This window comes from Antarctobacter sp. (assembly GCF_034670325.1).
Lineage (GTDB): Bacteria > Pseudomonadota > Alphaproteobacteria > Rhodobacterales > Rhodobacteraceae > Antarctobacter.
Genome location: NZ_JAXMNR010000006.1, coordinates 1 through 24,056, shown reverse-complemented (window position 1 = coordinate 24,056; position 24,056 = coordinate 1). Strand labels below are relative to the sequence as shown.

Here is a 24,056-nt window from a genome sequence, read left to right as displayed (position 1 = left end):
CCATTTTCCGCTAAGGACTCCGACCATGTTACCCCGGCGACATGGGTAGTGGATGCGAGTTTCGACGGCGTTAACGGTTTCGGATCCTTCACTGCTATGGGCCTCAAGACTGGTGGAAAACCCGGGCGCGGAGGCATTATCTCCGGATAGTTTTTCCTATGTGGCGTTGCTTGCATGAGGCGCAGCCCCATCGCCCGGGCCGCGGCGAGATTCCACCGGCAAGTTTAGGGATCTCGCTGTTTGGTGATGAAGTCGAAACAGAGTGCGTCTGAAATCGAAACAATCTGCACATAAGAAACAGGCAATCGCGTGTTACGATGCTACGAGTTCCTTTTCGATTTCAGGCCCTCGGCCATGTTTCCAAGACTTCATTTTGCCGCCGGGGCAAAGGCTCGACCACAGATAGCAGACCCGCGTCTGCTTGAGCGCATGGGCCAAACTGACGCTGACCGGTGACCGTCTGCAGGAGATGCTCCATGCCGCCGTTGGACCCTATCGTGCCTATAGACGACCTCGAAGACGTCACTGGCGCATTCGAAATAGAGGTGGTCGCCCGGTTCGACGATCTTGAGGCCGGTTACTGGCAGAGGGTCTTTGACTTCGGCAATGGGCCGCGCGGAAACAACCTGATCCTGACACAAGAAGAGAACGGCAGCGGGATCATGTTCGCGCTCTATCAGGACGGCACGACCTATCGTGTGACGGCCCCTGACGCCATCGTCGAAGGCGAGACAGCGACGTGGAAGGTGGGCATCGACGCCAACGGCACCATGTGGATCGATAAGAACGGCGTGCGGCTGGTCGAAGGGACTTCGGCAATCCCGACCAATGAGCTCCGCGTGAATGAATTGTTGGGCGCCTCCAACTGGGCGGACGATACACCGCTCGACGGCGCGGTTCTGGGCATCGATGTGACAAACGCGGGCGATGTGGTGGATGGCGGGCGGCTAAACGCGCCTACGCAGATCGACGGCGCCTTTCAACTGGATGTGGTCGTGCGGTTCGACAGCCTTGAAGCCACGGCAAACCAGACGGTGTTCGATTTTGGCGGCACTGCGCCCGAAGGCGCGCTCCGGTTACATCAAGTCGGCACGACGGACGACCTGCGGTTCACAGTTGTACAGGACGGCGTGGAATACAGTCTTACCGCCGCAGACGCGATTATCGAGGGAGAGTTGGCCATCTGGTCGGTGGGGATCAACGCGGACGGCCGGATGTGGGTGGAGAAAGACGGCGTTCTACTGGCCGAGGGCACGGGCATCGTACCTGCGGACATTGAGCGCGGCCCGTTGCTGGTCGGGGAGTCGGGGCTCCCTGACGGAGGTGCGCTGGACGGTATCGTACTCGACCTTACGGTTACGCCTGTTGAAACGGGAACGACGGATCCGGTCGACCCTGTAGACCCGGCCGATCCAATTGACCCAGTCGATCCGACCGATCCGGTAGACCCTATTGATCCAACGGGCCCCTCCGATCCCGCCGATCCGACTGATCCACCGAATACGACCGAAGGGCCGCAGCAGATCGACGGAGCCTTTCGGATCGACGTCACCGTGCGGTTCGATGATATTGATGGCGGCTATTGGCAGCGCATCATTGATTTTGGCGACGGTCCGGCCTCCAACAACATCCTGTTCACCCAGATCGACAACACCTCTGGCATCATGCTGGAACTCTGGCAGGACGGCCAAGTCTACCGCGTTGTTGCGGAAGGCGTGATTGTCGAAGGCGAAACTGCCGACTGGAGTTTTGGCATCGACGAAAGCGGTCTCATGTGGATCGACAAGGACGGCACCCGACTGGCCGAAGATCAGGGTGTGGTGCCCGAAGATGAAGAGCGGGCCAACCTTCTGGTGGGCCAATCCAACTGGGCCGGAGACGCGCCGCTGATCGGCGAGATAGGTTCACTGTTTGTCTACAATGGCGCGGTGCCTACAGATCCCATCGCCCCGGAAGAACCAATCGATCCGGTAGACCCGGTCGATCCCACCGATCCAACAGGGCCAACCGACCCGGTCGACCCCGCCCCCCCGGTCGTAGGCAGTGGCGACATGGTCATCGTCGCGCATCAGGACGACGACCTGTTGTTCATGAACCCCACCCTCGACGGATTAATAGACGGCGACGGCCCTGTGACCACGATCTACCTTACGGCGGGGGACGCCGGACGGGATGAATCCTACTGGGCCGGACGCGAGGCGGGTGAAAAGGCCGCCTATGGCCATATGGCCGGGGCCGACGACTGGGTGGACGAAACTGTCAGCCTGACCGTCGGCGACCAGACCTTTGACGTGGCCAGTTCCTACCTTGCCAGCCAACCGGAGGTGCGACTTTACTTTTTACGGCTTCCAGACGGGTTCGGCGATGGCAGCGGATCGGAAACCTATGGATTCCAGAGCCTTGAGCAGCTGGCAGAGGGAGAAATCGCCACGGTCACCGCCGTGGACGGCAGCGCGACCTACACCTCAGACGATCTTACCGGGGTCTTATCGGCGCTTCTGGACCTTCACACACCGGATCACATCCACATTCAGGACCATACGACCGAATATTCCGGGATCGAACACTCCGACCATCTGACCTCCGCCGCCTTCGCCACCGACGCCGTGGAAGGGTACAATGCCGATTTCACGGTCACCAGCTATGTCGGGTACGCCTCCTGGGGGCTGGAAGAAAACCTGTCGCCGGAGGACGAGCTTGTGGTGCGGAGCACCTTTGACACCTACGCAAGCCACGACCCTTTGGTTTTTGGCAGCGATGGCGCGCTGATCGGTGCCTATGAGGATTGGGTACAGCGCGAATACATCGCCAATGAATACGATGTCAGTGCCTCAGGCACGGGCCTTTACGACGCTTTGATGCTGCCCCCGGACAGCGCGGACCTGCCCGAAGAGGACGACGCTCCACCGGCCGAAGCTGAGATAGAGGTTGTGCTTTGACGGCAAGGGCAACGGCATAAGATCGCCATCTTACCGGTCGTGATCACATCCGCAGGCCATTCATGACCGGGTGCGATGATAGGTCAACGCCATGGCGATGCAGGGATCCAAGAGATGCATGGGCAGCGCCTCTGAGAGCGGCAGGTTCACCGCGCGATTGCCATCATATTTCAAGTCCGGAAAACGGTTTCGCCAGTGTTCGACCAGCGAGGTCTGGCAGTGCACGAGCATTTGCAGCATTTCTGGGACGCGGGGTTTCCAAGTGAGCCGGATTGTCGTGCCCGCCCCCGTGATCGGCGTCAGATAAGCGGGCTCGCCCCATTTCAGGGTTTCAGTCATGGGCCCGGCTTGCAGCCGTTCCGCAGCGTCGAAAATATGCCCGCGCAAGACACCGAAATGAGCTTGCGCCCGCTCCGGGTAGACGGCGACAACCGCAGCGACAGCAGGCACAATCGGCGGCATGGCGTTGTTCGGCGATGCTGTCACGGAACAACGACGATGTTGCCGGTATGGGTTTTAGCGATGAAGGCGGATTGCGCGTCGCGCAGGTCTTGGAGCGCGAATGTCGCCGCCAGCGCCGGTCGCACCTCACCGGACTCGATATAGCGTACGAGATTTGCCATGACCTCAACATCGATGACGGTCGACCCGGTAAAGGTAAGGTCGCGCAGGTACAACGTGCGCAGGTCCAGATCAACGATCGGACCGGCGATTGCGCCCGAACAGGTACAACGTCCGCCACGTTCCAAGATATCGATCAGTTTCGGCCAGTACGGCCCTCCGACAACGTCCGCGACAACGGTAATCCTTTCGTCGCCCAAAGCTTGGCGCAGGTTTTCAGGGGCGCGAGGCAGAATGCGGTCCGGGCCAAGTTGCGCCACATCCTCATGCTTCGCCTCGGAGGCAAGCGCGATCACCCGCGCACCACGCCGCTTGGCCAGTTGCACAAGGGCGCCCCCTACCCCGCCGGAGGCACCGGGAACCAGAACCACGTCCGCCGCCGTGACTTTGGCACGGACAAGCATCCCTTCGGCGGTCGAGTATGAGCACGAAAACGTCGCCAGTTCCGGGTCCGACAATGAGGAGGTCACCGCCACTGCATTCCGTGCGGGCATGGTGGTGTATTCGGCAAAACCGCCATCGCGTTCAGACCCGAAATAGCCTGTGCGGTTCTTGTCGCTCAGGTTATCGGGGTCGCGCAGCCAGCAATCGACGATGATCCGCTCACCAATGCGGGCCGCATCGACACCATCGCCCACGGCGACGATCCTTCCACAGACGTCCGCGCCCTGAATGCGCGGGAACTTGATAGGCGCTCCGCCCCACGACGGGTCGTCTTGGTCGACGTCTTGATACCCGACCCCGCTCGTTCCGTAGGTCACGGTTTTTGAATACCAGCCCGTGCGCGTATTGATGTCCGTGTTGTTCAGCCCGCAAGCGCCAACACGAACCAACACCTCGCCCGCTGCAGGATGCGGGCGTGGCCAGTCCTCGTGCAGAACGATCTGGTCAAGGTCGCCATGGCCCGTTGTAACCATTGCGCGCATCGTGTCGGGAAGGGTCAAAACGGGCCTCCTTTCGGCATCGGGTCGGCAACCGGACCCCTGTTTGGTCCCAAAGGACAATTACCAGCTTTCCCCGCACCGTATCACCGCTTGCATCTGCGCGTCCCGTGAAGTTTTGCGATTGCAGCCTACCGCCCGCCCCACTTTTCGATGCTGAGGCTTTCAAGCACGACACCCTTGCAGACTGTATGACCAATGACCCGGTCAAGGAAGTCATCCGCCAACTCCAGTCATGGTGGATCGCACCGATACGTATCCAGACCGCTGGCAGCCGCCCTCGGATGGGACGTATGCTTTCGACTGACCAGCCTACATATGCTCCGCGAATTGGGCGACGCAAGGCGACGTTGGGCGCAGATTATGTAGAACAGAACCTGGCCGCCGCCGATGACGTCACCCGGCCCTTTCAGGAAGCGATGACTGCTTGGTGCTGAGGGTTCGGCAGGGGTGACGATGTGATCAACGCCACGACACGCTTGATGATGAACCTCGCCATGATCGGTGCCTTGGGCAAGATGGCGGTATGGGAAACCCATTGCCGTGGCGCGGTGACGAATGGCGTATCCAAGGAAGAGATCCGCGCCATCATCCACGACATCGGGATTTACGGTGGCGTTCCGCGGGCGCTGGAATGTTTCCGCGTGGCCCGCAAAGTTCTGGAAGACCCGGAGTGACTGACTGACATGTCCCGCACGCCCTGCGCTGCGCCCCGTGTAAAGTCTCAAACCGAATGGGTCACACAGCAGCCTTTACATGTTTTCAGAGGTATAGATATCAAACACCAGCGCCACGCGCTGTGCGCCCGCATCGGAACCTGCTTTCTTGGCCTTAATCAAGGTCGAGATCGTTTCGCGTGCCAAGGCGTCCATCGGGTGTGAAATGACCATGGTGAGCGTCCCGTCGATCAGGGCAGCGCGGGTCGCATCGAATAGCTCATACCCCACGGCGACGAAATCGTCGCGGGTGGTGCCCTCGCGCAGAGCGGCCAGTGCCCCGGTTATCCCGCCACCCGAGATAAGCAGGCCGCAGAGATCAGGGTGGTCTTTCAGCAATCGTTCAACCAGTTCGCGGGCCGCCGCTGCGGACTCGTAGGTTGCCTGCGGTTCAAGCAGCGTAAAGTCAGAATGGTGTTCGCGGAAGTACGACCGGAACCCGCTCTCATTCAATTCCTGATTGCGATACCTGTGATTGCCCAGCAAGATCCCGATCTTGCCCGGTTCCCGCACGATGTTGCCAAAGGCCCAGGCTGCGGTGCGTCCGACCTTCCAGCCGTCCAGTCCAATATAGCTGACATTGCCATGAGCGGACAGCGGAGCGATGAGTCCCGCAACCGGCACGCCCTTTGCCATTACCCTGTCGACGGCGTCCGCCACAATCGGGTGCTGCGCAGCAACCAGCGCAACCGCCTCACAGGTATCACCCAGGGCAATGAGACGCTCCGCCACCCGCTCTGGCGACAAGTCATCCAGATACTCCAGCGACAAGGTGACCGTCTCATCCGTGCGCCGCTTGACTTCGGCCATCATTGCCTCGCCCAGATTGCGATAGAAGGTCCGGGCCTTTTGATGCAGCAATATCCCCAGCTTATGTGTTTCGCGGCCTGTGCGAACAGCATGCTGGATTGTCCCCAGCCCATAAAATCCGATCTCTTCCGCCGCGCTCAGCACCCGTTCGCGGGTCAGTGACCGGACCGATTCCGGTTGGTTCAGCACCCGATTGACGGTCGACACCGAGACGCCTGCCGCTTTGGCAAGATCGGGGATGGTTGGCCGTTTCATCGCAGTTTCTCCATCTCAATTCATCTCAAACCCCGCCCACCCTGACATCAAATGAGACGAAAACAAACGCACGATACAGTCAGACTTGATTTGATCCATGTCAAACTGTCAAGGAAAAGCACGCTGAAATTTCATGGCCTTTGAACAAGGCCACCACATCAGGGAGGGGCGAGGCATGGATGATCTGAAATACGGCACGCGTGACAAGCGCGGCAACTGGACGCCCACTGCAACCCTTGAAATCGCGCCTTTCTGGAACGGGAAGTGGCACAAGATGGGTCACTTTCTCAGGGATTTCATCTGGCCTTGGAACGCCTTTCACATGGCGACCGCCCTGCTGTATTGGATCTTTGTCATCCCGGACATGGAAACCCTGAAAACCCTGTCGATGGGGTGGGTTTTGTACCTGTTTGCGGTGAATGCGGCGGGGATCTTCCTGCTTTACGGCGCGATCGAGATGTTCTTTTACATCAAGCGCAAGCAAGAGACCCGGTTCAAGTTCAACGCAAAGTTCCCGTCGGAAAACCCGTCGGATGTCTTCTGGTTCAAAAGCCAGAACCTTGACAACTTCCTGCGCAGCTTTTTCGTTGGCATCCCGATCTGGACCGCTGCCGAAGTCGGGATGTTGTGGTGCTACGCCAACGGCCTCCATGCGTTTGGCTGGCTCGACTGGCAGGACAATTGGATCTGGCTGATTGCGCTGACATGTCTCGTGCCAGTGATCCACGAAATCCACTTCTTTTGCATCCATCGCCTGATCCACACGCCACGGCTCTACAAGTGGATCCATTCGGTGCACCACAACTCGGTCAACCCCAGCCCGTGGTCGTCGCTGTCGATGCACCCGGTCGAGCATCTGCTTTATTTCGCCGAGATCCTCTGGCACCTGATCATCCCGTCGAACCCGATTGTCATGATGTTCAACAGCCATGCTGTCGGCTACGGCGCGCTGAACGGACACATCGGTTTTGACAAGCTGGAAGTCACCGAAGAGACCGCGCTCGATACCCATGCCTACGCCCACTACCTGCACCACAAATACTTTGAGGTGAATTACGGGGCCGATGGTCTTGTGCCGCTCGATAAGTGGTTCGGCTACTGGCACGACGGCTCAAAAGAAGCCGAAGAGCAGATGAAAATGCGCTTTCGCAAGAAGAAAGAGCGGATGAAAGCAAAACAGTCAAAAAGCATGCCGGCAGAATGAACTGATCCTCGGCGCGCGGAGGAGGTGCGCCGAAGACCGACCATAGATCAATTTACCGCCGAAGTGTCGGCACCCAAGGGGAGGAGACCCAATATGAAACTCAGCAAAATCCTTGCATCCACCGCAGCACTCGCGTTTGTCGCGACCACAGGTCTGGCAGAAAGCCATGGCGGCGCGGACATCTTTGTCATCGGTGGCAAACCGGACGATCCGTTCTGGTCCATCGTCAAACGCGGCGCAGAGGATGCGGGCCTTGTGGTCGAGTCCCAAGGCGGCTCTGTCACTTGGCTTGGGCCGCAGAACTACGACAATCTGGGCGTGGACGCGGCCGAGTTGATCCGGCAGGCCATCGACCAGGGCGCTGACGCCATCATCGGGCCCAACTGGGTTCCCGAGGCCATGGATCCGGCATTCGAGGCCGTTGTGGCCGCCGGTATCCCGCTGGTCATCTACAACGCCGGCGGCATCGAGGCCGCAGATCGCCTTGGCGCGCTGAACTACGTTGGCGCTGTCGACTACAAGGCTGGTGTCGCAGGCGGTGACTACCTTGGCAACGCAGGCAACCTGAATGGCGTATGCATCAACTCTTTGCCCGGTGCCGCCAATATCGAGGACTATTGCAACGGCTTCGTCGAGGGCATCACCAATGCTGGCGGCAAGGGAACGGTCCTGCCGCTGCCCGCAACTGCGCAGGGCAACGTGACAGCTGTTGCGCAGGCCATCCGGGCACACCTGCTGCAAAACCCCGACATCAACGCTGTGTTCACCACCGCCAACCTTGACGCCGTCGGCGCGGTTCAGGGCATCGCCCAATCCGGCAAGGCCGGGCAGGTCGCGCTGTGCGGCATCAACTTTGACGAGGCCATCCTGACCAATATCGCCAACGGCTCACAGGCCTGCGCGATTGACCAGCAGGGGTATCAGCAAGGCTTCTATGCCGTGTCGATCCTGAACGGCTACGTCAACTATGGCCTGACGATCCCGACCCGTGAAATCCTGACCGGCCCGGGCGTCATCGACAGCAAGACCATCGAGGCAACCATGGCTGGTGCCAAGATGGGCACCCGTTGATCACAGACAGGACCTGAGACCGCGCGACTGTCGCGCGGTCTTGCCAGATTACGGACCCTGATCGGGGATTCCGATTGTCTGCATATGGATTGGCCGGGGGAACGCGCATGTCATCTGAGACGACGAAATCGAACGCATTGGGCAACAGGCTTGGCGGTCTTGCCCGTCGACCCGAAGCCGGAACATTCATAGGGCTGATTGCGGTCTACATCTTTTTCGCCAGCCTTGGGGGTAGTATCTTTCTAGGCGCGCCAGGCTGGTCGAGCTTTCTCAACATGGCCGCCGAAGTCGGCATCATCGCCTTGCCCGTCGGACTTTTGATGATCGCAGGTGAGCTTGATATTTCCGTAGGCGCAGTTTTGCCTGCCGCGTCGCTGACCGTCGCGGTGATTTCGGGTCATTATGACTTGCCGACATATCTGGGCATCGCGGCGGGTCTTGGGGTGGGCCTCATCGTGGGTTTCATCAACGGCGTTCTGGTCACACGCACGTCGATCCCGTCACTGATCATCACCATCGGCACGATGTTCGGTGTCATGGGGCTGACCCTTGGTTTTACCGTCATGATCGCGGGCAGCACAGGGGTGTTCATGACCCCCGATCCCATGGCCAAGGCGCTGCTGGGGCAATTCATCGGCGGCATGTTTCAGGTCACGATGTTCTGGTGGGCCGGTTTTATCGTGGCGACCTTTTTCCTGCTGCACATCTCGCCGGTGGGCAACTGGATCTTCGCGCTTGGCGGCGACCGCGAAAGCGCCCGCAACGCCGGTATCCCGTCGAGCCGCGTCTCTATCGGCCTGTATATGTACAGCGGCTTTGCGGCGGCCTTTGTCGGCGTGTCGCAGGTGCTCACCTTTCAAAGCGCGCAGGTGGCCGCCGGGCAGGCGTTCATCTTCAACTCGATCATGTGTGTCGTGATCGGCGGCGTCCTTCTGACCGGGGGCGCGGGATCGGTGATCGGCATCGTGGTTGGCACCCTGACCTTTGCCATCGTAAATCAGGGCATCTTCTTTTCCGGCCTCGATCCCAACATTGGCTCGATCATCATTGGCGCGCTGCTGCTGGCCGCCGTCCTTTCCAACGACAGCTTCCGTACGCTTGCCATGCGCTACGCGGCCAAGAAATCGTAAGGGCGGACCCATGCACATCTTCTCAAACCTGCTTCGCAGCCCCGCTGCCGCCTCTGTCCTCAGCTTGATCGGAGTCTTGGTCTTTTACGTCGTCATCGGCGGTGTGAACCTTGGCACGCTGTTTGGCGCGGCAAGCTGGGTGAATTTCGCCGCCAACCTCGGAATTGTCGCGATCCCTGTCGGCCTGCTGATGATCTCGGGTGAGTTGGACATCTCCATCGGGGCAATGATCCCCGCAGGGGCCATGACCACCGCGATTGTTTCTGGCTATTACGAATTGCCGATCATCTTCGGTATGCTCGCAGCCCTGTCGCTGGGTGTGGTCGTCGGGACGATCAACGGCATCCTGACCATCCGCACCACCGTGCCCTCGCTGATCATCACTCTTGGCACGTTGGTCGCGATGCAGGGTGTGGTGCTGAGCACATCGAAGTTCCTGACAGGTCAGGCAAGCGTGGCGATAACGGCTCCGGATTGGGCCAAGGCCATCTTTGGGCAACTGATCGGCGGCAGTCATCAAGTGATCATCGTCTGGTGGGTCGTGATCGCGGTGATCTTCTGGTTTGTCGTCCACCAGAGCCGCTACGGCAACTGGGTCTTTGCCATGGGCGGCGACCGTGAAAGCGCCCGCAATCTGGGCATCCCGGTCGACCGGATGACCATCGGCTTGTTTATCCTCACCGCCACCTCGGCCAGCTTTGTGGGCATGTGTCAGGCCATCCTGTTCAACTCGGCGCAAGTGTCCGGGGGGATGAACATCATCTTCAACGTCATCGTCAGCGTCGTAGTTGGCGGGGTGCTTTTGACCGGCGGATTCGGCTCTGTCATCGGCATCTTCTTTGGCACGCTGACCTTCGCCGTCGTCAGCCAAGGCATCTACTTCACCGACATCGACCGCAACTGGTCAAGCCTGATCATCGGGGCAATGCTATTGATCGCGGTCGGGCTGAACGAGAGCTTTAGAAAGCTAGTGCTGACCGGGCGACTTCAACGAAACAAAGGGAGCAAGGCCAATGTCTGACAAGACACCTGTCATTGAATTGCGCAAAGTCGACAAGTCATTTGGCCCCATCGACGTCCTGCATGAGGTCTCACTGAAGGTGAACAAGGGCGAAGTGCTTTGCCTTCTGGGTGACAACGGGGCCGGCAAATCGACGTTGATCAAAACGCTTGCAGGGGTTCACAAACCGACGCGCGGCGACATCCTGCTGGACGGCAAGGAAATGCATTTTGACCGCCCCAAGGACGCGCAGGAAATGGGCATCGCCACGGTCCACCAATTTGGCGGAACCTTCCCGCTGATGTCCATCGGGCGCAGCTTTTTCGCCGGGGTCGAACCGACCCGGGGCTGGGGGCCGTTCAAGGTCTATGACCGAAAAAAGGCCAACGACATCGCTGTCAAGGCGGTTCAGGACTTTGGCATCACACGGATTGACGACGGCGACCGTCTGGTCGGCGGTCTGTCAGGGGGGGAGCGGCAGTCGCTGGCCATCGCTCGCGCGGTCCATTTCGGCGCGCGTGTGCTGATCCTGGACGAACCGACCGCAGCGCTTGGGGTCAAGCAGGCCGCTCACGTCCTGCGCATCGTGAACGAGGCAAAGCGGCGCGGGCTGGCCGTGATCTTTATCACCCATCAGGTCATGCATGCGATGGCGGTGGGCGATCACTTTGCCGTCCTGATCCGTGGTGCCATCGCCGCCGATTTCCGCAAGGGCGAAAAGACTCGCGAAGAGATTGCCGACCTCATGGCGGGCGGCGAGTCGATGGCGGATCTCGAAGCCAACATTGAGGGGTACATGGAGACCCACGACGGCCACGCGCCGCAGCCTTCACATTGATAGGTCGGGCAGGCACACTCGTGCCCGGACTTTGCACAAACCTGCCCTGAGAACTTGGATCGGACCTTGTTCGATCCGCACATATGGAGAGCGTCTTGAGTATACGAATTGCCGTCATCGGAGCCGGTTTGATGGGTGCGGACCACGCAAAGATCGTGGCCGAGGACATTCCTGGTGCGACCCTTCAGGTCATCTGCGACATGGACGCGGCCAGAGCCAAATCCATCGCCGACGCCTGCGGTGCCAAGGACACGGACAGTGACCCGGAAGGTGTGATCACCCGTGCGGATGTGGATGCGGTGATTGTGGCCTCACCCGATTTCACGCATGCCCCGCTGTCCAAAGCCTGCATTGCAGCGGGTAAACGGGTAATGTGTGAGAAACCTCTGTCGCAAAGCTCGGCCGAGTGTCTTGAGGTAATGGAGGCCGAACAGGCCGCAGGCGCGCGACATGTGATGCTGGGCTTTATGCGCCGCTATGACCAATCCTATGTCGAGATGCGCGCCGCCCTTGCCAAGGGCGATTTGGGCCGCGCGCTGATGATGCACAACTTTCACCGCAACGTGGAAACGCCCGCTGCGGATTTTACCGGAGCCATGGCGATTACCAACTCCGCCCCACATGAATTCGATGTGGCGCGCCATGTCCTCGGCACCGAATACACCTCGATCACCGCGCATCAACCGCGGCGGTCGGATGACCGCGTCGCGCCTGTTGTGATGGTGCTGGAAACCACCGATGGCCAATTGGTGACCATCGAGATCAACAACAACGCGGCCTATGGCTATGATGTCCGCGCCGAACTTGTCGGCGAGGACGGCAGCATCGCGATAAACAACGTCGCCTATACCCGCACTGACAGCCGTCTGTCCTCGTCCACGCGCTATGACGCCGATTGGCGGGGGCGTTATCACGAGGCTTATGTCCGCCAGAACCGCGCCTTTGCCGCCTTTGTCCAGACTGGCCACTTTCCCGCAATCGCCTCTGATTGCTGGGACGGCTACTGCGCGGCCGTGGTCGCCGAGACCGGGGTGACGGCGCTTCGGTCAGGAATGAAACAGACGGTCGAGATGATCGCGCAACCGGCGTTCTATGCAACGCCGAAAGGTATAGGGGCATGACGCCGGTATGCACCGCTGACAGTCCGTTTGGGACACCGCTGCACGGTATGCCGGTTCATGCCGCGCGCTGCTGGTCTTGCCGCGCGCCGGGCCATGTCCATGGCGCGCAATGGCGGCGGCAAAAGCGGGGCTTTGTTGCGCCGCTGCAATTCAGGCAGAAAGACCTGCCGCACAAAGGCAACGGGCCCGAGGCATCCGTCAGTCCCGTTCAACACGGGATGCGTTCTGCATCGGCCGACTGGAGTCAACGGGACACCTGACCGGAGACCACACACCGAAACCGGCCTGGTGCAACCAAACGGCACCTGCGCCTGCCGACAGACACGCCCTGCCCCAAGACCACAGACAAGAGGAGAAAACCAATGGCCGATTGGATCGACGCCTGCGCCGCGACCGACATCGACGAAGAGGATGTGATCCGCTTCGATCACGGATTACGGACCTTCATCATCGTTCGCGACCACCAGGACAATTACTACTGCACAGATGGTCTGTGCACCCATGAGGATGTGCATCTTTCAGAGGGGCTGGTGGTCGAGGCGACCATTGAATGCCCCAAGCATTCGTCGATTTTCGATTGCTCCAATGGCGAGGTCGAAACGCCGCCCGCCTGCGAAAACCTGCACACATATCCCACCCGCGTCGAAAACGGCCGGGTCTTTGTCGAGGTCTGATCCCGGCACGTTTATCCACGCAAGGGGCCAGCCCCCCTGCCCCTCATGAGGTCCCGGGTCAGGCCCGGGACGGGCTGCACGACAGCAACGGCCCCGCGTCTGCCACGCCTTGCGCGGATCACACACCCTGACCACAGGACATCAAGATGTATCACAACCGCCCCCACGTCTCAGACATTCGCGCGATGAAGCAGCGCGGTGAGAAAATCTCGATGCTCTTTGTGACCACAGCCGAGGAGGCCGCCGCCGCAAATGCGGCGGGCATCCACATGCTGTCGATCGAAGGCAGGTTCTTTGACGCTGATATGCGCGCCGCTGCGGGCGAATGCTTTGTGCAGGTCGGACTGCCCTACGGCGGCTGGGGCCGTTTCGAGGGACGCGCCGTTGCCACCGGAGAAGACTATCTGCGCGCGGCTTTTCACTATGCGGGCATCGGCGGCGACGCCTATTACTGTGCGGCGTCATATGACATCCAAAAGCTGTTGTGTGACAATCACCTGCCGGTCGTAGGCCACATTGGCCTGATCCCTTCCTACATCACATGGACCGGCTGGCGCGCCGTGGGCAAAACCGCAGACGAGGCACTGGCGCTATGGAAACACACCCAAAAGCTGGAGGAAATCGGCGTCTTCGGAGCCGAGCTTGAGGTGGTGCCCGACCGCGTCGCGAAATTCCTGACCGAGAATTCCTCGCTAGTCATGCTGGGGATGGGCGCGGGCAAACATGCGGATGCGCAGTATCTGTTCACCGAGGACGTCTGCGGTTACGGCAAGAACCACAAGCCGCGCCACGGCAAGGTGTACCGCAATTTCGCGCCCGAGCTTAAACGGTTACAGAATGAGCGCATCGCCGCCTTCAAAGACTACAAGGCCGATGTCGACTCTGGTGGCTACCCGGAGGCCGCGCACAGCGTCACCATCAAGGATGACGAGTTCGAGGCGTTCCTAGGCGCGGTGCAGGGCTGATACCACTGTGATTATTGGGGCTCCATGCGCCTCTGTCCGCCTGTCCGGCTGGGGCTCTTGGCATCCCCAGCTTGATGGACAGTGACCCGCGTGACAAAACTGTTGGAGTCGTCGGGGCGAGTTTTCGCGCGGCATTGTGACGGAGCAGCCTCATGCGGATCATCATCTTTGGCGTTGGCGCGGTCGGAGGCGTCGTGGCCGCCGCGCTGGCCCTGACGGGTCAAGACGTTTTGGGCATCGCGCGTGGTACACGCCTGCAGGCGATCCGCGACAGGGGACTGACCCTGCGCAGCCATGACGGCAGGGAAACCACCCCCCTGCCCTGCGTCGGCACAGCAACCGAAATCTCGCCGTGCCCGGACGACGTGATCCTGATGACCACCAAGACACAGGATACGCCACGCGCGCTGGAGGATCTGCGCACAGCGGGGTTTGACGAACAGGCGGTTTTTTGCGTGCAGAACGGGGTGGAAAACGAACGGCTGGCCCTGCGGCTTTTTCCCAATGTCCACGGTGTGAACGTAATGCTGCCCGCCGAATACATGGCCCCTGATGAGGCGGTCTGCTTTGGCAAACCCAACCTTGGTGTCTTTGACATCGGGCGTTATCCGCGTGGCGCGGACCAGATCGACGCTGCGCTTGCCGAGGTGCTGACAGAGGCTCGGATCAAAAGCTTTGTCGAAGACGATGTGATGCAAAACAAATACGGCAAGCTGCTGGTCAACCTTGGCAATATTGTCGAAGCCGCCCTTGGCCGGGGCGTTGCGGCACCCGAGATCAAGACCGCCCTGCAACAAGAAGCCATAGCTGTCTATCGCGCGTCCGGCATCGGCTGGCGCGACATGGGCGCGGGCGATCCACGCCGAAGCACTCTGATGGAGGCCTCACCGATAGAGGGCCTTACACGCATTGGAGGATCGACCTCCCAAAGCCTTGCCCGGGGAGCTGGGTCCGTCGAGACGGACTTTTTGAATGGCGAAATTGCCCTGATCGCGCGTTTGGCCGGAACAGACGCCCCAATCAATACCCGCGCTGCGCAATTGGCTGCCCGGCTGGCGCGCGAAAAACGCTCAACCGGAGCGTTGACACCCGCAGAGATGGCAGCGGAACTGGGTCTTTAATCCCTGCTGACCGCGCGGCTCACCTTGCCGCGCCTGCATTGGACTCGTCGGTTGTGGACCAGACCGGCCACGTCTTACCGTCCGTGAAAAAATCAGGATGCTGCGCCCGCAACGCATCGACCCGGTTGATGGTGCCGGACAGGTGCCGCCGAACGGCCTCTGTCGCGGCGACCTGATCGCCGACCGAAATCGCATTCAGGATCGCTTCGTGATCGGCCACGATCGTGGCCATCTTCCCTTGTGACGGCAGGTCCAGTTGCTGGCAGCGCAGAAGATGGCCAAGCCGCCTTGCCAGTATCTGCTGAATGCTGCCTACGCCGACCGCGTCGAAGAGGGTCTTGTGGAAAGATCGGTCCAGGTCGTGAAACAGTTCCGCCTGATCGATGTCGCCCAAAAGCGCCTTTTGCATTTGAACGATGGCACGGGCGCGCGCGATCACGTCATCACGCGGAGCAGCAGCCAGCCTCCATGCCACTTCGACCTCGACCGCGACACGCAGGAAATGCGTTTCGTTCAACTGCTGCACGTCTATGCGACTGACCAGAGTTCTGGATTGCGGAAAGACCTGAACCAGCCCGTCCTGATCCAACATCTGCAATGCCTCCCGAATGGGGGTCTGGCTGACCGAATACTGCTTTTCCAGTGTCGCCCGCGACAACACGGATCCCGGTGCCCGCTCGAATGAGATGATCTCGCGCCGCAGTTCGTCATAAACGCGCGTTGCAGCACCGTCGCTGCGTGCGGAGGCGGTTCCTTTGCCCCTTTCGTGCCCGGTATCGCTTGCCATTTGCTGTCTCCTGACGGTGGTCGCGCATTGTCCGGGAAAAACACAGCCTGAAGTGAGAACCAATTGGACAGGTACTAAATACTAATATATCAGTTTAACCTGTCAAGCGTGACACGGACAAAACACCGGCGCGCACATTTGAACCCCGAGGGAGGAAACCCATGAAATTCAATAATTTGACCAAGTTTTCCTTAATTGCAGCGCTGGCTGCGGCGATGGGAATCGCAGGAGGGTCGGCTGATGCGGCAGACCGCGTTCTGAAAATTCAGACGTCGTCCAACGCCAGTCACGCATCGCTCGCTTACCTGAATGATGTCTGGATCCCCAAGCTTGAGGCCATGACCGGCGGAACGCTGGGTGTTGAATTGCTGCCGGTTGACGCAGTGGTTCCGCGTCGTGAGACAGCCGAAGCGATTTCGGTGGGCATCCTTGATGGCGACCTGACCTCGATCAACTACTTTGCAGGCATCGATCCGGCCTTTGCCCTGATGGGCGACCTGATCGCAGGCTATGACAGCGCCGACCAGATTCAGGCGTTTTGCGCGCAGGGCGGCGGCAAGGAAATGCTGCAAAAACTGTACGATGTGCATTTCGAAGGCGTCCATGTGATCGGCTGCGGCGCCTACGCGCGTGAGGCATTTGTGTCCAAAGTGCCGGTGCGCTCGGTTGCAGATCTCAAAGGTCTCAAAATCCGCTCTCCCGAAGGTCTGGCTGCCGACGTGTTCAAACGCGCGGGCGCAGCCCCTGTGTCCATGTCCGGATCGGAAACCTACGGCGCGCTGGACAAGGGCGTGATCGACGCGGCCGACAACTCGGCCTATGCCAACAACGACGCCAACGGCATGCACAAGATCGCCAAGTTCCCGATCTTCCCCGGCATCCACTCGACCCCGATTCTGCAGTTCACTGTCTCCGAAGCGGTCTGGGAAGAGCTGACCGAGGCAGAGCAGGTCGCACTCGAAACGTGGTATCTGGCCGCCTACAACGGGCTGCGCCAGCATTTCGACCGTCTCGACCGCCAGTTGGTCGCTCGCGATAAGGCTGCGGGCGAGATCGAAGTGATCGACTGGCCGCAGGGCGAGCGCGACAAGCTGCGCGCCATCGCTCAGGAGGCATGGGAGGCGTTTGCAAGTCAGTCCGATCTGGCGAAAGAAGTCTATGACGCGCATATCTCCTTCATGAAGCAAGCGGGTCTGCTGTAAGGCTGCCTGCCCGCAAGATGACTTGCCCGCCCGACTACAGGCGGGCAAGTCACCGCCCTCGCCGCCCTTCTGAAATCGAAGATACATTTAGAGACCGTGCACCCGCCGGGCGCACGGCCTGACAGGGACATTACCGCATGACGCGCAATCTGGACGACGCTCTGGAAGAGACAGAGATCGGAATCGCGGATCAGAATCCGCTGCATGAAGAGGCCGATCTGGACCGCAGCCAATACACGATTGTGGATCATGTCAGCCACGTATCCGGCATTGCCATTTCGACCTTTTATCTGATCGCGGCGACGGCGACTCTGTGGGAGGTTTTCTCACGCTATGTCTTGCATACGCCGACCCTGTGGGCGTTTGAGACCGTCATGGTCACAGTGGCCGCCGCCTGGATGCTGTCTGCTGGCTACGTCACGATGAAAAAGCGTCATATCGGCATTACCGTTATCCACAATCTGGCCAACCCCACACAACGCTGGTGGCTGGATCTGTTCGCAATGGTTGTGGGCGTACTGGCGCTTTACATGCTGCTGACCGATGCCCCGGTGCGCGCCTATGTCAGCATTTCGCGGCTGGAAAAATCCGGATCTGCCTTCAACTCGCCCCTGCCGATGATGATGAAGTCCCTGATGGTGATCGGCGGGTTCATGTATCTGGCGCAGCTGATGGTGAACCTGCACCGCCACGTCCAGTCCAAAGCCGCAAGGCTGATCGTCAAGCTGATCGGGGTCTACTTTGTCGTCTACTTCGTGTCGGCCTTTCTGGCCCATGCGATGGACGTACAGATTGCGACCGTGTTCTCCGACTTCATCTCGGAAATCGGCAAGTCGATGGATCCGTCAAAGGCGCTGCAACTGCGCAAAATGGATCTGGGCACAATCTCTGTCATCATGGTGGTTCTGCTGATCGCGCTGATGATGACGGGCATGCCGCTGGGCATGGTCACACTGCTTGTGTCGGTCATCATGGCCATCGGGTTCTTCGGACCGCGCGGCCTGTTTCTTGTCAGTTCCAACGCCGTTGGCCTGCTGGAACACTACAGCCTTGTTGCGGTGCCGTTCTTTGTCCTGATGGCCTCGATTCTGGAACGCGCGGGCATCGCCGAAGACCTGTTTGACGCCATGTCGATCTTTGCCGGGAACCTGCGCGGCGGGGTCGCGGTGCAGACCACGGTGGTGGCCGTCATCCTTGCCGCCATGTCCGGTGTGATGGGCGGTGAAATCGTCATGCTGGGCCTTGTCGCCCTGCCGCAGATGTTCCGGCTGGGGTATGACCGCAAACTGTCGATCGGCCTGATCTGCGCCTCCGGCGCGCTTGCAACCCTGATCCCGCCCTCGATCATCATGATCGTCTACGGGCTGTCCGCAGAGGTCGGCATCGGCGAATTGTTCATGGCAGGTGCGCTGCCCGGCATCATGCTGGCCTTTTTCTATGCCGGCTATGTTCTGATCCGGGTGAACCTGAACCATTCGCTGGCCCCCACCGCCGCCGAAGTCGCCCAGATCACCGGCACTGAGAAAAAACTGTCCAAGGACCGTATGATCGCCGTTGCCCTGTGTATCCTGCTGATCGGCGCCGTCATGGGGTCGATCTACGGCGGTGTCGCCTCGGTCACAGAGGCCGCTGCCGTAGGCTGCGTCGGGGCGCTGATCGTGGCAGCCGTCCGCAACAAGTTCAACTGGGAGGTGATGTCCGCCGCGATGTTGGGCACGATGACCACGGTCGGCACAATCATCTGGCTGGTGCTTGGCGCGGTCAGTTTCGTGGGCATCTTCAACCTCGTCGGCGGAGGCGAATTCATGCGCTCGCTCTTTCTGGACCTCGGCCTTTCGGCCATGGGCACGGTCATCGTGATGATGCTGATCCTTATGGTGCTGGGCACATTCATGGAATGGATCGCCATCGTTCTGATCACCGTGCCTGTCTTTGCACCCGTGGTGATGACGCTTGCGCCAGATCTTGGCCTGACAGAGGATCAAGCCAAGATCTGGTTTGGCATCCTGTTTGTCATGAACATCCAGATCTACTTTCTTTCGCCGCCCTTTGGTCCCGCGTGTTTCTGGTTGAAATCGGTGGCACCCAAGGATGTAACCTTGCAGGAAATCTTTGTTGCGGTTCTACCCTTTATCGGGCTCCAGATCCTCGGGCTGTTTCTGGTGATGTATTTCCCGCAGATCGCCCTGTTCCTGCCTGAACTTTTGAATTGAGGAGGCAATAGCCATGATCGGACGCGATAGCCATGACGACATCAACGGCTACGGCATATGGCCTTGGGTGCTGGGCCTGCTGCTTGCCGGCTTGATCATCTACCTGATGTTCTCGCTCTCCCAACCTATATCGTGAAGGAAGAACTATGAGCCGGAAGAGACCTGAAGATCTTCGTTCTGCGCGTTGGTTTGCGCCTGATGATCTACGCAGCATGGGGCATCGCAGCCGTGCGATGCAGATGGGCTGGGCAGCGGATGACTGGGAGGGAAAGCCGGTCATCGCGGTGATCAACACCTGGTCGGACCTGTCGCCCTGCCACCACCACCTGCGTGACCGGGCGGAGTGGGTGAAGCGTGGCATCCTCAAGGCGGGCGGAACGCCGGTCGAGATGCCGGTGCATTCGTTCTCCGAACAGTTCCTGAAACCGACCTCGATGCTCTATCGCAACATGGGCGCGCTGGAGGTCGAAGAGACGCTGCGCAGCCACCCAATCGACGGCGCTGTGCTGCTGGGCGGCTGTGACAAATCCACCCCGGCGCTGGTCATGGGTGCGGTCAGCATGGGTCTGCCGTTTATCTTCATGCCAGCGGGCGCGATGCTGCGCGGCAATTACGCGGGGCAAAAGCTGGGCTCCGGGACGGACGTCTGGAAGTATTGGGACGAACGCCGCGCGGGCAATATCACCAAGGATCAGTGGGACGGCGTGCAGGGCGGCATCGCGCGCAGCTATGGCACCTGCATGACCATGGGCACCGCCAGCACGATGATGTCGATTGCCGATGGCTGGGGCCTGACGCTGCCCGGGGCCTCTTCGATCCCGGCCCCGGATGCAGGGCACAAACGTATGGCCGCCGCTTGTGGCGCGCGCGCGGTCGAGATGGTCTGGGAGGACATGACGCCCGACAAGATCATGACTTGGGAAAGCACGCGCAACGCGGTCACCGTGGCCATGGCGACGGGCTGTTCGACCAATGCGATCATCCATCTGATTGCAATGGCGCGGCGCGCGGGGGTCGATCTGACACTGGATCACCTCGACGAAATCGGCCACGACACGCCGGTTCTGGCCAATATCCGCCCCTCCGGCAAGGAATACCTGATGGAGGATTTCTATTACGCGGGCGGCCTGCCGGCGCTGATGAAAGAACTGGGCGACAAGCTGGACCTGTCGGTGATGACGGTGAACGGCCAGACCATGGGCGACAATATCGCGGAGGCGGTGAACTACAACGACGACGTGATCCGCCCGCTGTCCAACCCGGTGTATCAACAAGGGTCGCTGGCGGTGCTCAAGGGCAACCTGGCACCGGACGGCGCGGTCATCAAACCTGCCGCCATGGACCCGAAGTTCCAGACCCACAAAGGCCCGGCGATTGTTGCCGACACCTATGCCGACCTAAAGAAGATCATAAACGACGAAGATTATCCCATGACGCCGGATCACATTCTGGTCCTGCGCAACGCCGGTCCTCTGGGCGGACCGGGGATGCCGGAATGGGGCATGATCCCGATGCCCAAGGCACTGCTCAAACACGGTCACCGCGACATGGTACGGCTGTCGGATGCGCGCATGTCTGGCACATCCTACGGTGCCTGCGTCCTGCATGTCGCGCCCGAGGCCTATATCGGCGGTCCGCTGGCGCTGATCGAGACCGGCGACATCATCGAAATGGACATCCCGAACCGGACGCTCAACGTCGTGCTGACGGATGCAGAGATGGTGGAGCGACGCGCCCGCTGGACCGCGCCTGAACCTCGCTTTGAACGCGGCTATGGGCAGATGTTCAGCAAACATGTGGAACAGGCCGACAAGGGTTGCGATTTTGACTTTCTGCGCACCGATTTCGGCGCGCCCGTACCGGAACCGGAGATCAACTGATGGGATTGACGCACACCGCCCCGGACCTGATTCGGGGCCGCCACCTTGCGCTTCCACAGGTTCCGGGGCAGGCCCGGAACGCGAGTATGCCGGAATGACCGCTCTTGCCAAGGCCTTGACGGGGGTATCCGGCATTCTGGTCACGCCGTTCGATGCGGCGGGAGAGATCGCCCCGGACCTGCAAAAGCCGCTGGTTGACCGCGCCATCGCCGCAGGCGTGCATGTGCTGACTGCCAATGGCAACACTGGCGAGTTCTACGGGCTGACGCTGGACGAGGCCTGCGCCATGGTTGTCGCCAGCGGCGCGCATGTAGCGGGCCGCGTGCCGCTGGTGGCCGGTGTCGGGCGCGGCGTGCGCGACGCGCAGACCCTGGCCGAGGCTTCGCGCCGGGCGGGGGCGGCGGCGCTGATGATCCACCAGCCACCCGATCCCTTTGTCGCGCCGCGCGGCGTCACGGCCTACGTCGAGGCGGTGCGCGAGGCGGGACAGGGGCTGCCGTTGATCCTCTACCTGCGCAACGATGCCATCGGGACAGATGCCATCGCCGCGCTGTGCCGGGTCGAGGGGGTGGTCGGCGTCAAATGGGCTACGCCCAACCCGATGAGGCTGAAGGACGCCATGGCCGCCGCGCCAGATCACATCACCTGGACCGGCGGCCTGGCCGAGGTCTGGGCACCAACGCTCTACGCCGTTGGCGCGCGCGGTTTTACCAGCGGGTTGATCAACGTCTGGCCGGACCGCTCTGTCGCGATCAACACCGCGCTGGAGGCGGGTGACTACACCCAAGCCCGCGCGCTGATCGCCGATATGCAGGTCTTTGAGGACATTCGCGCCGAGGAACAGGGCGGCGCCAACGTGCCCGGCGTCAAAGCGGCGCTGGCGCTGATGGGGGAGGACTGCGGCGTAGCCCGCCCGCCCGCCGCATGGCCGCTGACCGACGACCAGATGACGCGCCTGCGCGCCTTCATGACCAGAAATGGCCTGATTTGAGGACTTTCTAATGACCGATCACCCCCTGACCCCCGACACCAAAGCCAAGCTCGAACAGGTCTCTGTCGCCACGCTGGCCACCGCGCTCTACAAGCGCGGACTACGCAATCAGGTGATCCAGGACGTGCGCCCGGTGGCCCCCAAAGGCCGTAACATGGTTGGCCCCGCCTTCACCCTGCGCTACATGCCCGCCCGCGAGGATCGCAACCAACTGGTCGAATTCCGCAACCCCGACCACCCGCAGCGCAAGGCGATCGAAACCTGCCCGCCGGGCCATGTCATGGTGATGGATAGCCGCAAATCGGCCACCGCCGCCAGTGCGGGCGACATCCTGATCACCCGGCTGATGATGCGCGGCGGTGCCGGCGTCGTGACCGACGGCGGCTTTCGCGATGCGATGAACATCGCCGGACTAGAGATGCCCGCCTATCACTCGCGCCCCTCCAGCCCGACCAACCTGACCACCAACGAGGCCATCGACATCAACGTCCCCATTGGCTGCGGCGACGCGCCGGTGTTTCCCGGCGACATCGTGGTTGGTGACGACGACAGCGTGATCATCCTGCCGGCGCATCTGGCCGAGGAACTCGCCAATGAGGCCATGGAAATGACCGCATATGAGGATTTCGCTCTGGAACAGGTGAAAAACGGTGCGCCGATCATCGGGCTTTACCCGGCGACCAAGGAAGAGAGCCTTGAGAAATTCGCTGCTTGGCGCAAAGAGAACGACCGCTGAGCCGCTGACCTAACCCTGCGCGCGCTGCTGCTGCGCGGAGATCATCACACAGCACGGCAACAGTGAGTGGTGTCGTGTGCTTTTGTCCTTCGGCCCGGCGGTCCTTCAGGATCGCGCAAGGCAAGGACTACTAAAGGAATGACCATGCCCGACACGTTTACCCCCCACGGCCAGCACCTGATTGCGGGTGAGTGGGTTGCCAGCGCGGCCACATTTGCCTCTGACCCGGCGCACGGACCGGCGCATGCCTTTGCCACCGGCACGCCCGACCTTGTCGACCGCGCCTGCGTCGCGGCGGAGGCCGCGTTCGAGAGCTATGGCCAGACCTCGCGCGCCGACCGCGCCGCATTCCTGCACGCCATCGCCGATGAGATCGAGGCGCGCGGCCCGCAGATCACCCAGATCGGCACCCAGGAAACCGGCCTGCCCGAGGCGCGCCTGAACGGCGAGCGTGGCCGCACCACTGGCCAGCTGCGGCTGTTCGCCGAGCATATCCTCAAGGGCGACTACCTCGATCGTCGCCACGACGAAGCCCTGCCCGACCGCCAGCCATTGCCGCGACCCGACCTGAAAATGGTGCAGCGCCCCATCGGCCCGGTCGCCGTCTTTGGCGCGTCGAACTTTCCGCTCGCCTTTTCGACCGCCGGCGGCGACACCGCCAGCGCGCTGGCCGCCGGCTGCCCGGTGGTCGTCAAAGGCCACTCGGCCCATCCCGGCACCGGCGAGATCGTCGCCGAGGCCATTCACGCCGCCATCACCACCTGCGGTATCCACCCGGGCACCTTCAGCCTGATCCAGGGCGGCAAGCGTGACGTTGGCACCGCCCTTGTCCAGCATCCGC

The 24,056-nt window shown here is 60.8% G+C and carries 21 protein-coding genes and 1 pseudogene; 18 read left to right on the top strand and 4 right to left on the bottom strand.

Going from position 1 to position 24,056, the window contains the following annotated elements:
* Positions 1–476: 476 nt before the first annotated feature.
* Entirely contained in the window at positions 477–2,939 is a 2,463-nt protein-coding gene (locus VOI21_RS15565; protein ID WP_323770860.1) for a PIG-L family deacetylase, read from the top strand.
* A gap of 60 nt (positions 2,940–2,999) precedes the next feature.
* Here VOI21_RS15565 and VOI21_RS15560 read toward each other — a convergent pair whose 3' ends face one another.
* On the bottom strand, positions 3,000–3,401 hold the full coding sequence (locus VOI21_RS15560) for a DUF1801 domain-containing protein (RefSeq protein ID WP_323770859.1): 402 nt from the start codon (positions 3,399–3,401) through the stop codon (positions 3,000–3,002).
* A gap of 20 nt (positions 3,402–3,421) precedes the next feature.
* Positions 3,422–4,486 (bottom strand): alcohol dehydrogenase family protein, encoded by a 1,065-nt coding sequence (locus tag VOI21_RS15555; RefSeq protein ID WP_323771183.1) that lies wholly within the window; start codon positions 4,484–4,486, stop codon positions 3,422–3,424.
* Positions 4,487–4,794: 308 nt separating this feature from the next.
* Between VOI21_RS15555 and VOI21_RS15550 the strand changes: the two are divergent.
* Positions 4,795–5,178, top strand: a pseudogene (locus tag VOI21_RS15550) (carboxymuconolactone decarboxylase family protein).
* Between the two features lie 75 nt (positions 5,179–5,253).
* Here the strand turns inward: VOI21_RS15550 and VOI21_RS15545 are convergent.
* Positions 5,254–6,282 carry a substrate-binding domain-containing protein gene (locus tag VOI21_RS15545; RefSeq protein ID WP_323770858.1) on the bottom strand — a complete coding sequence of 343 codons (1,029 nt, stop codon included), beginning with the start codon at positions 6,280–6,282 and terminating at the stop codon, positions 5,254–5,256.
* Positions 6,283–6,457: 175 nt separating this feature from the next.
* On the opposite strand from VOI21_RS15545, the gene VOI21_RS15540 reads away from it, so the two are divergent.
* From VOI21_RS15540 to VOI21_RS15500, 9 genes are all read left to right on the top strand, one after another.
* The gene (locus VOI21_RS15540) at positions 6,458–7,486 is read left to right on the top strand and encodes a sterol desaturase family protein (protein ID WP_323770857.1); all 1,029 of its coding nucleotides are present in this window, start codon (positions 6,458–6,460) and stop codon (positions 7,484–7,486) included.
* Positions 7,487–7,579: 93 nt separating this feature from the next.
* The gene (locus VOI21_RS15535; protein ID WP_323770856.1) at positions 7,580–8,557 is read left to right on the top strand and encodes a substrate-binding domain-containing protein; all 978 of its coding nucleotides are present in this window, start codon (positions 7,580–7,582) and stop codon (positions 8,555–8,557) included.
* Between the two features lie 107 nt (positions 8,558–8,664).
* Positions 8,665–9,687: an ABC transporter permease gene (locus tag VOI21_RS15530; protein WP_323770855.1), complete on the top strand. Its 1,023-nt coding sequence runs from the start codon at positions 8,665–8,667 to the stop codon at positions 9,685–9,687.
* A gap of 10 nt (positions 9,688–9,697) precedes the next feature.
* Entirely contained in the window at positions 9,698–10,708 is a 1,011-nt protein-coding gene (locus tag VOI21_RS15525) for an ABC transporter permease (RefSeq protein ID WP_323770854.1), read from the top strand.
* A complete protein-coding gene (locus tag VOI21_RS15520) occupies positions 10,701–11,525 on the top strand; it encodes an ATP-binding cassette domain-containing protein (protein ID WP_323770853.1) in 825 nt (274 codons plus the stop codon). Before VOI21_RS15525 ends, VOI21_RS15520 begins: the two co-directional genes overlap by 8 nt.
* Before the next feature lie 95 nt (positions 11,526–11,620).
* Positions 11,621–12,646 (top strand): Gfo/Idh/MocA family oxidoreductase, encoded by a 1,026-nt coding sequence (locus VOI21_RS15515; RefSeq protein ID WP_323770852.1) that lies wholly within the window; start codon positions 11,621–11,623, stop codon positions 12,644–12,646.
* A 362-nt stretch (positions 12,647–13,008) separates the two neighbouring features.
* A complete protein-coding gene (locus VOI21_RS15510; protein ID WP_323770851.1) occupies positions 13,009–13,320 on the top strand; it encodes a MocE family 2Fe-2S type ferredoxin in 312 nt (103 codons plus the stop codon).
* Between the two features lie 146 nt (positions 13,321–13,466).
* A complete protein-coding gene (locus VOI21_RS15505; RefSeq protein WP_323770849.1) occupies positions 13,467–14,285 on the top strand; it encodes a 3-methyl-2-oxobutanoate hydroxymethyltransferase in 819 nt (272 codons plus the stop codon).
* Between the two features lie 152 nt (positions 14,286–14,437).
* A complete protein-coding gene (locus VOI21_RS15500; RefSeq protein ID WP_323770848.1) occupies positions 14,438–15,406 on the top strand; it encodes a ketopantoate reductase family protein in 969 nt (322 codons plus the stop codon).
* A gap of 19 nt (positions 15,407–15,425) precedes the next feature.
* Here VOI21_RS15500 and VOI21_RS15495 read toward each other — a convergent pair whose 3' ends face one another.
* Complete coding sequence (locus VOI21_RS15495) at positions 15,426–16,193, bottom strand: GntR family transcriptional regulator (protein ID WP_323770847.1); 768 nt, start codon at positions 16,191–16,193, stop codon at positions 15,426–15,428.
* A 161-nt stretch (positions 16,194–16,354) separates the two neighbouring features.
* Here VOI21_RS15495 and VOI21_RS15490 point away from each other — a divergent pair, with 161 nt between their 5' ends.
* From VOI21_RS15490 to VOI21_RS15460, 7 genes are all read left to right on the top strand, one after another.
* Complete coding sequence (locus tag VOI21_RS15490; protein WP_323770846.1) at positions 16,355–17,395, top strand: TRAP transporter substrate-binding protein; 1,041 nt, start codon at positions 16,355–16,357, stop codon at positions 17,393–17,395.
* Between the two features lie 137 nt (positions 17,396–17,532).
* Positions 17,533–19,608 (top strand): TRAP transporter large permease subunit, encoded by a 2,076-nt coding sequence (locus VOI21_RS15485; RefSeq protein ID WP_323770845.1) that lies wholly within the window; start codon positions 17,533–17,535, stop codon positions 19,606–19,608.
* Between the two features lie 13 nt (positions 19,609–19,621).
* Positions 19,622–19,744 (top strand): dihydroxy-acid dehydratase, encoded by a 123-nt coding sequence (locus VOI21_RS15480; RefSeq protein WP_323770844.1) that lies wholly within the window; start codon positions 19,622–19,624, stop codon positions 19,742–19,744.
* A 10-nt stretch (positions 19,745–19,754) separates the two neighbouring features.
* Positions 19,755–21,488, top strand: a complete 1,734-nt coding sequence (gene araD, locus VOI21_RS15475) for an L-arabinonate dehydratase (protein ID WP_323770843.1) — start codon at positions 19,755–19,757, stop codon at positions 21,486–21,488.
* Between the two features lie 94 nt (positions 21,489–21,582).
* Positions 21,583–22,479, top strand: a complete 897-nt coding sequence (locus VOI21_RS15470) for a dihydrodipicolinate synthase family protein (protein ID WP_323770842.1) — start codon at positions 21,583–21,585, stop codon at positions 22,477–22,479.
* A 10-nt stretch (positions 22,480–22,489) separates the two neighbouring features.
* Positions 22,490–23,215 (top strand): ribonuclease activity regulator RraA, encoded by a 726-nt coding sequence (locus VOI21_RS15465; RefSeq protein WP_323770841.1) that lies wholly within the window; start codon positions 22,490–22,492, stop codon positions 23,213–23,215.
* Positions 23,216–23,359: 144 nt separating this feature from the next.
* On the top strand, positions 23,360–24,056 hold a 697-nt coding region (locus VOI21_RS15460; RefSeq protein WP_323770840.1), incomplete at its 3' end, for an aldehyde dehydrogenase family protein.